Raw genomic sequence first — 11456 nt, forward strand, 5'->3', positions numbered from 1 at the left:
CGAAGACTAACCGTTACGTCAGGTCTGTCTGAAGTTTCCGGGCACCGCCTTGTCGCTGTGCGTGGCGCGGCTCACCCTCCTACCCAACGCGAAGTGTTCGAGGAGGAACAGTGGCGACCACCACCACAGGCCGCAAACCGATCTACAGGCACCTCTACTTCTGGGTGCTGGTCTCCATCGTGCTGGGCGCCGCGGTCGGGTTCCTGTTCCCGAAGCAGGCGTCCGAGATGAAGTGGCTCGCCGACCTGTTCGTGAACCTGGTCAAGGTGGTGATCGCCCCGACCATCTTCGCCACGATCATCGTCGGCATCGCCGGCCTCGGGAACCTCGCCAAGGCGGGCGGTCTCGCACTCCGCACGATCCTGTACTTCACCGCGATGACGACCGTGGCGCTCGCCATCGGCCTGCTCGTCGTGAACATCGTGCAGCCGGGTCACCACGGCGGCGACATCCAGCTGAACGCGAGTGCCGCCGACAAGACGCTGAAGGACGCCTCCAGCGCGGAGACCGGTGTCACCGGCTTCATCCTGAGCCTCGTGCCGAAGTCGTTCGTCAGCGCGTTCACCGACGGGCAGCTGATCCAGGTGCTCGTGGTCGCGATCCTCGTGGCCATCGCGGTCGCCGGCATGGGCGAGCGCGGCGCCAAGGTCGTGTCCGCGATGGAGACGCTCTCCAAGGTGATGTTCGGCATCATCAAGATCGTCATGTACGTCGCGCCGATCGGTGCGTTCGGCGGCATCGCCTACACCGTCGGCAAGTTCGGCGGCAGCGTGCTCGGCAAGCTGCTGTGGCTGATGGGCTCCTTCTACGCCACCTGCCTGCTGTTCGTCGTCGTGGTGCTCGGCATCGTCGCGAAGGTCGCGGGCTTCAGCCTCTTCAAGTTCCTGCGCTACATCAAGGACGAGATCCTGATCGTGCTCGGCACGTCGTCCTCGGAGTCGGTGCTGCCGCGCATGATGGTCAAGCTGGAGGCGGCGGGCGCGCAGAAGTCGGTCGTGGGCCTCACCATCCCGACCGGGTACTCGTTCAACCTCGACGGCACCTGCATCTACCTGACCATGGGCGCCATCTTCATCGCCCAGGCCACCGGTCACGACGTGTCGATCGGCGTGCAGATCGGCCTGCTGCTGTTCATGCTGATCGCGTCCAAGGGCGCGGCGGGCGTCACCGGCGCCGGCCTGGTCACCCTGGCCGCCTCGCTACAGGCGTTCGAGGCGCACAGCGCCATCCCGGCCGTCGGCATCGCGCTCATCGTCGGCATCGACCGGTTCATGTCCGAGGCCCGCGCCATCACCAACGTCATCGGCAACGGCGTCGGCTCGCTCGTGGTCGCCGCCTGGCAGAAGTCCCTCGACAGGGACCGCCTGACCGAGGTGCTGAACAACCCCGGCAGCGTCGACGTCGACGACCTGCTCGCGAAGCAGTCCGGCGAGGACGAGACCGCGAAGGTGGCGGTCCCGGCCCACTGAGGCGTCCGTGGCCGGGGGCGACCCCCTCTCGCTCCCGGCCACGTGACCTGACGGCGGCCAAGCCCTGCGAAGACCGAGGTCCCGGTCCTCCCGCACGCGACGCGGAGGACCGGGACCTCGGTTTTTTGACCGGAAACGAACGGCATCCCGGCGGAGCGGGCGGTGCGGTGTGAGCGTCCGCTAACTGGGACAGCAGGCGTCTGACCAGGAAGAAGGAGGGGTTACCCAGCTGATCTTGTGGCAACACGCGAATGTTGTGCAGCTCTCATCGCGCTGGCCGAAGTTGAACGTTCGGTTACGCTAACTCAGCCGTAACGGGCCTCGACGTTCGCTGCAATGTCGCTCAGCGCTGGGAAATCGTTACGCTTCCATGACCTGGATCACCCATTGGATGGTGTCCCCGGGTTTCGCGGCTGTTAAAGTCGCGTCAACACGCGGGCCATCGTCGTCCCGTGCTCCCACCTGTTGGTTCGAGGTCTGAGCACGAGGACTTTAGTTCTTTACGCGAGGACGACGAAGGAGGTCTGCGCAGTGATCTTCTCCGCCATCCCCGGCCCCCAGGGTCTCTACGACCCCGCTGATGAACGCGACGCCTGTGGTGTCGCGATGGTGGCCGACATCCAGGGCAGGCGTTCCCACGGCATCGTGAGCGACGCGCTCACCGCCCTGGCCAACCTGGAACACCGTGGCGCAGCCGGAGCAGAGCCCACCTCGGGCGACGGCGCCGGCATCCTGCTCCAGCTGCCGGACGAGTTCCTGCGCGCTGTCGTCGACTTCGACCTGCCGCAGCGCGGCGGGTACGCGGCGGGAATCGCTTTCCTGCCGTTCGAGGCCGAAGACCGCGAGGCCGCGCGGGAGCAGATCGAGCGCATCGCCGTCGAGGAGAACCTCGAGGTGCTCGGCTGGCGCGACGTCCCGGTCGACGCCGAGAAGGCGAACGTGGGCCCGACGGCGCTGTCCGTGGCACCGCACTTCGCCCAGCTCTTCGTGAAGGGCACGCGCGACGAGACCGGCGTCGCCCTGGACCGCCTGACCTTCTGCCTGCGCAAGCGCGTGGAGCACGAGGGCAGCGTGTACTTCCCGTCGCTGTCGGCGCGCACGATCGTCTACAAGGGAATGCTGACGACCGAGCAGCTGCCGGCGTTCTTCCCCGACCTGCACGACGAGCGGCTGCGGTCGGCGATCGCGCTGGTGCACAGCCGGTTCTCCACCAACACCTTCCCGTCGTGGCCGCTGGCGCACCCGTTCCGGTTCGTCGCCCACAACGGTGAGATCAACACCGTGCGCGGCAACCGCAACCGCATGCGCGCCCGTGAGGCACTGCTGGAGAGCGACCTCATCCCCGGCGACCTCGCGCGGCTGTTCCCCATCTGCGACCCGGACGGCTCGGACTCCGCGTCGTTCGACGAGGTGCTGGAGCTGCTGCACCTCGGCGGCCGCAGCCTGCCGCACGCGGTGCTGATGATGATCCCGGAGGCGTGGGAGAACCACGCCACGATGGACCCGAAGCGCCGCGCGTTCTACCAGTTCCACGCCTCGCTGATGGAGCCGTGGGACGGCCCGGCGTGCGTCACGTTCACCGACGGCGAGGTCGTCGGCGCGGTGCTCGACCGCAACGGCCTGCGCCCCGCCCGCTGGTGGCAGACCGCCGACGGCCGCGTCGTGCTGGCCTCCGAGTCCGGTGTGCTGGACGTGCCGTCCGACCAGGTCGTCGCCAAGGGCCGGCTGCAGCCGGGCCGGATGTTCCTCGTGGACACCGCCCAGGGCCGCATCGTCGACGACGAGGAGTTCAAGTCGGGCCTCGCCTCCGAGCAGCCCTACGACGAGTGGCTGCACGCGGGCCTGCTCGACCTCGCCGACCTCGCCGCCCGCGAGCACGTGGTGCAGAGCCACGAGTCGGTCGTGCGCCGCCAGCTCACCTTCGGCTACACCGAGGAGGAGCTGCGCATCCTGCTCACGCCCATGTCGGTCATGGGCCAGGAGCCGCTCGGCTCCATGGGCACGGACACCCCGGTCGCCGCGCTGTCGCAGCGCTCCCGGCTGCTCTACGACTACTTCGTGCAGAACTTCGCCCAGGTCACGAACCCGCCGCTGGACGCGATCCGCGAGGAGATCGTCACCTCGGTCAAGCGCGTGATGGGCCCCGAGCAGAACCTGCTCGACCCCGGTCCCGTCTCCTGCCGGCACGTCACGCTCGACTACCCGGTGATCGACAACGACGAGCTCGCCAAGCTCATCCACATCAACGACGACGGCGACCTGCCCGGCTTCGCGTGCACCGTCCTGTCCGGACTGTACGAGGTGGACGGTGGCGGCGACGCGCTGGCCGCGGCGGTCGAGCGGGTGCGCCGCGAGGCGTCCGAGGCCATCGCGAACGGCGCCCGCACGCTGGTGCTGAGCGACCGCGACTCCGACCACCGGATGGCGCCGATCCCGTCGCTGCTGCTGGTCTCCGCGGTGCACCACCACCTGGTGCGCACCAAGGAACGCCTGCGCGTCGCGCTCGTCGTCGAGTCCGGTGACTGCCGCGAGGTCCACCACGTCGCCGCGCTGCTGAGCTACGGCGCCGCCGCGGTCAACCCGTACCTCGCGTTCGAGACGATCGAGGACCTGATCAGCCAGGGCGCCATCACCGGCGTCCCGGCGCACAAGGCGATCCGCAACTACGTCAAGGCGCTCGTCAAGGGCGTCCTGAAGATCATGTCGAAGATGGGCATCTCGACGGTCGGCGCCTACACCGCCGCGCAGATCTTCGAGGCCGTCGGCCTGTCGAACGACCTGCTCGACGAGTACTTCACCGGCACGCAGTCCAAGCTCGGCGGCGCCGGCATGGACGTGCTCGCCGAGGAGGTGGCGCTGCGCCACCGGCGCGCGTACCCGGACAACCCGACCGACCGCGCGCACCGCCGCCTCGAGGTGGGCGGTGACTACCAGTACCGCCGCGAGGGCGAGCTGCACCTGTTCACGCCGGAGACGGTGTTCCTGCTGCAGCACGCCACGAAGACGCGCAAGGAGGACGTCTTCCGCCAGTACACGGCGGAGGTCGAGCGCATCTCCCGGCAGGGCGGCACGCTGCGCGGCCTGTTCAAGTTCCGCACCGAGGGCCGCACGCCGATCCCGATCGACGAGGTCGAGCCGGTCAGCGCGATCGTCAAGCGCTTCAACACCGGCGCCATGTCCTACGGCTCGATCTCGGCCGAGGCGCACGAGACGCTGGCCATCGCGATGAACCGCCTCGGCGGCCGGTCGAACAGCGGCGAGGGCGGCGAGGACCGCGAGCGCCTGTACGACCCGGAACGCCGTTCCGCGGTCAAGCAGGTCGCGAGTGGACGGTTCGGCGTCACGAGCGAGTACCTCGTGAACGCCACGGACATCCAGATCAAGATGGCGCAGGGCGCGAAGCCCGGCGAGGGCGGCCAGCTGCCCGGCTTCAAGGTCTACCCGTGGGTGGCGCGCACCCGGCACTCCACGCCCGGCGTGGGCCTGATCTCGCCGCCGCCGCACCACGACATCTACTCGATCGAGGACCTGGCGCAGCTCATCCACGACCTCAAGAACGCCAACGAGCAGGCCCGCGTCCACGTGAAGCTGGTCTCCTCCATCGGCGTCGGCACGGTCGCGGCGGGCGTGGCCAAGGCGCACGCGGACGTCGTGCTCATCTCGGGCTACGACGGCGGCACCGGTGCCTCGCCGATGAACTCGCTCAAGCACGCGGGCACGCCGTGGGAGATCGGCCTCGCCGAGACCCAGCAGACGTTGCTGCTCAACGGGTTGCGCGACCGCATCACCGTCCAGGTCGACGGCGCCATGCGCACCGGCCGCGACGTCGTGGTCGCCGCGCTGCTCGGTGCCGAGGAGTTCGGCTTCGCCACGGCACCGCTGATCGTCGCGGGCTGCGTGATGATGCGCGTCTGCCACCTGGACACCTGCCCGGTCGGCGTCGCCACGCAGAACCCCGACCTGCGCGCCCGCTACACCGGCCAGGCCGACCACGTCGTGAACTTCTTCGAGTTCATCGCGCAGGAGGTCAGGGAGCTGCTGGCGGAGCTGGGTTTCCGCACGATCGACGAGGCCGTCGGCCACGCCGAGCTGCTCGACAAGGACGAGGCGATCGAGCACTGGAAGATCGAGGGCCTGAACCTCGACCCGGTCTTCGAGGTGCCCGAGACGCCGTACCCCACGGCCAAGCGCCGCGTCCGCGACCAGGACCACGGCCTCGACCGGGCCCTGGACCGCACGCTCATCCAGCTCGCGGAGGCGGCGCTGGAGGACGCGCACCAGGTGAAGCTGGAGCTGCCGGTCCGCAACGTCAACCGCACCGTCGGCACGTTGCTGGGCGCCGAGGTCACCCGCCGCTACGGCGGCGAGGGCCTGGAGGACGACACGATCCACGTGAAGCTCACGGGTTCGGCCGGCCAGTCGCTCGGCGCGTTCCTGCCGCGCGGCATCACGCTGGAGATGGTCGGCGACGCCAACGACTACGTCGGCAAGGGCCTGTCCGGCGGCCGGATCGTCGTCCGCCCGCACGACGACGCGCCGTTCCGCGCGGAGCTGCAGGTGATCGCGGGCAACGTGATCGGCTACGGCGCCACGTCGGGTGAGATCTTCCTGCGCGGCCGGGTCGGCGAACGCTTCTGCGTCCGCAACTCCGGTGCCACGCTGGTGGCCGAGGGCGTGGGCGACCACGCGTTCGAGTACATGACCGGAGGCCGTGCCGTCGTGCTCGGCCCGACCGGTCGCAACGTCGCGGCCGGCATGTCCGGCGGCATCGCGTACGTGTTGGACCTGGACCCGTTGTCGGTGAACCAGGAGATGGTGCAACTGCAGCGCCTCAGCGCCGAGGACCTGCGTTGGCTCAAGGACGTCGTCACCAGGCACCACGAGCTGACCGGCTCCGCCGTCGCGGCCTCGCTGCTCGGTGACTGGACCCGTCGAGCCGGTGCGTTCACGAAGGTCATGCCCGGCGACTACCAGCGCGTTCTCGAGGCCATGCGCCTCGCCCGCGCCGAGGGCCGGGACGTTGACGCGGCTGTCATGGAGGCGTCTCGTGGCTGATCCACAGGGTTTTCTCAAGCACTCCCGCTCCGACGCGCCCAAGCGCCCGAAGCCGGAACGGTTGCAGGACTGGAACGAGGTCTACCTCCAGGAGGCCCCGGAGGAGCGCAACGCCGCCGTGCGCACGCAGGCGACGCGGTGCATGGACTGCGGCATCCCGTTCTGCCACAGCGGAACCGCCGGTTGCCCGCTCGGGAACCTGATCCCGGAGTGGAACGACCTGGTGCGCCGCGGCGACTGGGAGCTCGCCTCCGACCGGCTGCACGCCACCAACAACTTCCCGGAGTTCACCGGGCGGCTGTGCCCGGCACCGTGTGAGGCCGCCTGCGTGCTGGCGATCTCCCACGATGCCGGTGGTGCCGTGGCGATCAAGCGGGTCGAGGAGACCATCGCGGACATGTCGTGGGAGAACGGCTACGTGCAGCCGTCCACGGCCGCGGTGTCCTCCGGCAAGCGCGTCGCGGTCGTCGGGTCCGGTCCCGCCGGTCTCGCCGCCGCCCAGCAGCTGACCCGCGCGGGTCACGAGGTCGTCGTCTACGAACGCGACGACCGCCTCGGCGGCCTGCTGCGCTACGGCATCCCCGAGTTCAAGATGGAGAAGAAGGTCCTCGACCGCAGGCTGTCCCAGCTGCGCAAGGAGGGCACCAGGTTCGTCACCGGCTGCGAGGTCGGCGTCGACATCACCGTCGAGCAGCTGCGCTCGGACTTCGACGCCGTCGTGCTCGCCGTCGGCGCGCTGCGCGGCCGTGACGACAAGTCCACGCCCGGCCGCGACCTCGACGGCATCCACCTCGCGATGGACCACCTGGTCCCCGCGAACCGGGCCTGCGAGGGCGACGGGCCGAGCGGGATCTCGGCCGAGGGCAAGCACGTCATCGTCATCGGCGGTGGCGACACCGGCGCAGACTGCTACGGCACCGCGACCCGCCAGGGCGCGCTGTCCGTGACGCAGCTCGACCAGTACCCGATGCCGCCGTCGGTCCGCGACGACGACCGTTCGCCGTGGCCGGTGTGGCCGCACGTCCTGCGCACGTACCCCGCGCACGAGGAGGCCGGCGAACGCCGCTTCACCGTGGCGGTCCGCCGCTTCGTCGGCGACGAAGCCGGCCACGTGCGGTTCATCGAGCTGCAGCAGGTGCGCGTCGAGCGGGACTCCTCCGGCCGCCGCCAGGTCGTGCCGGTGTCCGACGAGGTCGAGCTGCTGCCCGCGGACATGGTGCTGCTCGCCATCGGCTTCGAGGGTGTCGAGCACATGAAGGTCCTCGACGACTTCGGCATCCCGCTGTCGTCGCGCGGCACCATCTCGTGCGGCTCCGACTGGCAGACGACCGCCCCCGGCGTCTTCGTCTGCGGCGACGCCCACCGCGGCGCCTCGCTGGTGGTCTGGGCGATCGCCGAGGGCCGGTCCGTGGCGCACGCCGTGGACAGGTTCCTCACCGGCTCGTCCAACCTGCCCTCGCCCGTGATCCCCAACCAGCTTCCGCTCGCCGTGGTCTGACAACGACGTCCGACCAGCGGTCAGCAGCATGGCGCCCCGGCCCCGACAACGACGTCGGACCGGGGCGTTCGCCTTTCAGCGGACGGGGTGGCCGATGGCCGCCACCCGGTCCGCCACCGCGGCCAGGGTCGTGGCGGGGTTGAGCGCGGTCACCACGTCCGAAGTCAGCGACCGCCCGGCGTACACGTGCCGCACCGCGCCGAGGTCGACCGGCATCTCGTAGTAGTCCCGCGCCCAGTCCTGATAGGACTCCGGCGTGCGGTCGGTCAGCAGCGCGAACAGCCAGTCCGCCCCGTCCTGGTCGTCGTCGGGGAAGTCGATCTCCCCGTGCTGCCAGGCGGTGTCGTCGGTGCGCCGCCACAGGCACACCGTGCTGCGCGGGACGCCCTCGTCGCAGAACGCCGGCTCCTCCACGCACTGCCGGAACACCTCGGGCACGGCGTCGACGACACCGGGCCACGGCTGGTCGTCGTCGGTGGCATAGGGACTCATCGGCGACTCGTGGTCGAAACCGCGCACGTACGCGCCCGCCGCCGTGAACACGACGGAGTACTCGTTGCCCGAGCCGTCGTCCATGGACGCCAGCTCCTCACCGGGCGCCCACGAGGCGTCGAACCGGTGGCGCCGGACGTCGTCGTCCGGGTTCAGCACGAGGTCCAGAACGGCAAGCGAACGGCACAACGCGCGCAGTTCCTCGATGGCGGGCAGGAGCCGGGCGACGTCGTAGGCGGTCACGCCGTCATCCAAGCAGTTCCGCGCCGGTAAAAGTCCGCGTGAGGTGTCCTTCGTGATGGGAACGAGAAAGGTTCGGCCCTTCCCTGATGATTTGCGCCACAAACTGAATGGAGGACTAGGGTGTGTGTCAGGCGTGAGCGTCGTTCCACTCCGTGAAACGCGAAGCACCTTTCGGGTGAATTTGCCGGTTGAGACGGTGCAATCGCGCCCCCGTTAACCCATTGGTCATCCGCTCGGGTAAAACTGGAAGTGCGAGATCAACTCGGTCGGGGGTGAACCATGCGCAGTGTGTTGCTGGCCGTCGTGGTCGCCCTGTGCGCCGTGCTGGCCCCGGCGGTGTCGACCGCGTCGATCGGCGCGCCGCCGCCCAAGTCCAAGACGTCGGCCCCGAAGGAAGAGGCGCCGCGCGAGGAGCGCGAACCGAGCCGGTTGCGCCTGCTGACGGCCGCTTCGGCGGTTGAACGTTCATCCACCGTGGCCAAGCCCCGTGAGGTGGCCCTCGCGCCGCGCGTCGAGGCAACCGGTGCCAAGCCGGTTCCCGCCGCCGAACCGACAGCGGTCTGGCGCACACCACCCGCACTGCAGGTGTTCCGGAACTGATCGGTCCCCGCCGGTCGGTTCCAACTGAACACAGATCTCAACCCCAGCAGTGAGGGATTCCCGTGGACTTCCACCGCTTTGTTCAGCATGCCCGCGCACACGCCAAGTCGCGGCCCCAGGCCATTGGCGAGCAGCTCGCGCGGGGGCAGAAGCCGTCGACGATGTTCATCACGTGCGCCGACTCGCGCATCGTCACCGCGGCCATCACCGGCGCGGAACCGGGCTCTCTCTTCGAGCTCAGGACGGCGGGCAACGTCATTCCGCCGTATTCGCTGAACGCGCCCACGAGTGAGATGGCGACGATCGAGTTCGCCGTCCTGCAGCTCGGCGTCAGCGAGATCGTCGTGTGCGGGCATTCGCACTGCGGTGCGGTGATGGCGCTCAACGGCGCCGCGATCGACCACCTGCCGGCCATGCGCGGCTGGCTCGGTGAGCAGCGGCCGCGCAGCTCCGCGGACCCGGCCCTGCGCGGTGAGGGGCAGGAGCACGTGCGCGCGCAGCTGAGGGCGTTGCTCGACTACCCGTTCGTGGCGGAGAAGGTCGACCGAGGCGAGCTCCGCGTGCACGGCTGGTTCTACGACATCGAGACCGGCGAGGTCTCCGCGTGCGCCGAGCACGCGTTCCTGCCGCTGTAAGGGGGCGGGGTCCGGATGAAGAACAAGGTGTGGGCCGACCTGGGTGCGTCGGTCGTCGTCTTCCTCGTGGCGCTGCCGCTGTGCGTCGGTGTGGCGGTGGCGTCGGGGGTGCCGGCCGAGCTCGGGATCGTGACGGGCGTGGTCGGCGGGATCGTCGTCGGATTGCTGCCGGGCAGCACGATGCAGGTGAGCGGACCGGCGGCCGGGTTGACCGTGCTGGTGGCGGACGCGGTCGGCACGCACGGGATCGCCGCGCTCGGCGTGATCGTGCTCGGCGCCGGACTGCTGCAGGTGGTCCTGGGCCTGGCGCGGTGCGGGCGGTGGTTCCGCGCGATCTCGCCGTCGGTGGTGCAGGGCATGCTCGCGGGCATCGGCCTGGTGCTGGTGCTCGGGCAGCTCTACCCGCTGGTCGGCGCGCAGGCGCCGGCCACGACGGGGGAGAAGGTCGCGGGACTGGTCGACCTCGCGGTGACGCCCGCGGCGGTGCTGCTGGGCGTCGCGACGATCGCGATCATGCTGCTGTGGCAGCGGTTCGCCTGGCGTGCGGTGCCGGGTGTGCTCATCGGAGTGGTGGTCTGCACCGCGGTCGCCGAGGTGGCGGGACTGCCGGTGGCGCGGATCCAGGTCGGTGAGCTGGCCTCGGACGTGCACCTGCCGGAGTTCTCGCTGCTCGGCGCCGGGGTGGTCGGCTCCGCGGTGGTGTTCGCGCTGGTGGCCTCCGCGGAGAGCCTGTTCAGCGCGGCCGCGGTGGACCGGATGCACGAGGGGCCGCGGACGAAGTACGACCAGGAGCTGGTGGCGCAGGGCGTGGGCAACACGATCTGCGGCCTGCTCGGCGCACTGCCGATGACGGCGGTGATCGTGCGCAGCTCCGCCAACGTGGCGGCGGGCGCGCGGACGAAGGCGTCACGGGTGCTGCACGGCGTGTGGCTGCTGCTGTTCGTGGTGGCGCTGCCGGGGCTGCTCGCGCTGATCCCGGTGGCCGTGCTCGCCGCCGTGCTGGTGCACGCCGGGTGGAAGCTGCTCGGGCTCAAGCAGGTCGTCGCGCTGTGGCGCACCGACCGGGCCGAGGGCGCGGTCCTGGTGCTCACGGCCGGGCTCATCGTCGCCACGGACCTGCTGACCGGCACGCTGGTCGGCCTGCTCGCGGCGATCGTGAAGACCGCCTGGGACGTGTCCCGGCTGTCGGTGGTCGTCACCCCGGACGGGCTGGAGCTGAAGGGCAACGCCACGTTCCTGCGGCTGCCGAACCTGCTCGACGTGCTCGACGGCGTCGACAGGGACCACGTCAGGATGGACCTGAGCGGGGTCCGGCACCTCGACCAGGCCTGCGTGCAGGCGATCGACCAGTGGGTCGACGAGTCCCGCCGCGCGGGCCGCACCGTCGAGCTGGTCGGCAGGTAGTGCGGGCCCGGTGCCGCGGCCGGCTGTGGTCGCGGCACTGGGCCGTTCGGGTGTACGCCG

At 70.0% G+C, this 11456-nt stretch carries 7 protein-coding genes; 6 read left to right on the top strand and 1 reads right to left on the bottom strand.

Features of this window, described 5'->3' with window-relative positions; all coding sequences use genetic code 11:
* The first annotated feature begins 110 nt into the window (after positions 1-110).
* The 3 genes from dctA (at position 111) to ACVDFE_RS14750 (ending at position 8022) form a co-directional block, all read left to right on the top strand.
* Positions 111-1469, top strand: coding sequence for a C4-dicarboxylate transporter DctA (gene dctA, locus ACVDFE_RS14740; RefSeq protein WP_360390330.1), 1359 nt, complete (start codon positions 111-113; stop codon positions 1467-1469).
* Positions 1470-2000: 531 nt separating this feature from the next.
* Positions 2001-6524 carry a glutamate synthase large subunit gene (gene gltB / locus ACVDFE_RS14745; RefSeq protein WP_360390327.1) on the top strand — a complete coding sequence of 1508 codons (4524 nt, stop codon included), beginning with the start codon at positions 2001-2003 and terminating at the stop codon, positions 6522-6524.
* Entirely contained in the window at positions 6517-8022 is a 1506-nt protein-coding gene (locus tag ACVDFE_RS14750) for a glutamate synthase subunit beta (protein WP_360390324.1), read from the top strand. Before gltB ends, ACVDFE_RS14750 begins: the two co-directional genes overlap by 8 nt.
* Before the next feature lie 75 nt (positions 8023-8097).
* Here the strand turns inward: ACVDFE_RS14750 and ACVDFE_RS14755 are convergent, their stop codons facing one another.
* Positions 8098-8757 carry a hypothetical protein gene (locus ACVDFE_RS14755; RefSeq protein ID WP_360390321.1) on the bottom strand — a complete coding sequence of 220 codons (660 nt, stop codon included), beginning with the start codon at positions 8755-8757 and terminating at the stop codon, positions 8098-8100.
* 279 nt (positions 8758-9036) lie between these two features.
* Here ACVDFE_RS14755 and ACVDFE_RS14760 point away from each other — a divergent pair, with 279 nt between their 5' ends.
* The 3 genes from ACVDFE_RS14760 (at position 9037) to ACVDFE_RS14770 (ending at position 11396) form a co-directional block, all read left to right on the top strand.
* On the top strand, positions 9037-9357 hold the full coding sequence (locus ACVDFE_RS14760; protein WP_458430769.1) for a hypothetical protein: 321 nt from the start codon (positions 9037-9039) through the stop codon (positions 9355-9357).
* A gap of 161 nt (positions 9358-9518) precedes the next feature.
* Entirely contained in the window at positions 9519-9992 is a 474-nt protein-coding gene (locus ACVDFE_RS14765) for a carbonic anhydrase (protein ID WP_360390315.1), read from the top strand.
* 15 nt (positions 9993-10007) lie between these two features.
* Entirely contained in the window at positions 10008-11396 is a 1389-nt protein-coding gene (locus tag ACVDFE_RS14770) for a SulP family inorganic anion transporter (RefSeq protein WP_458430770.1), read from the top strand.
* Positions 11397-11456: the final 60 nt, after the last annotated feature.

This window comes from Lentzea chajnantorensis, from assembly GCF_054300775.1.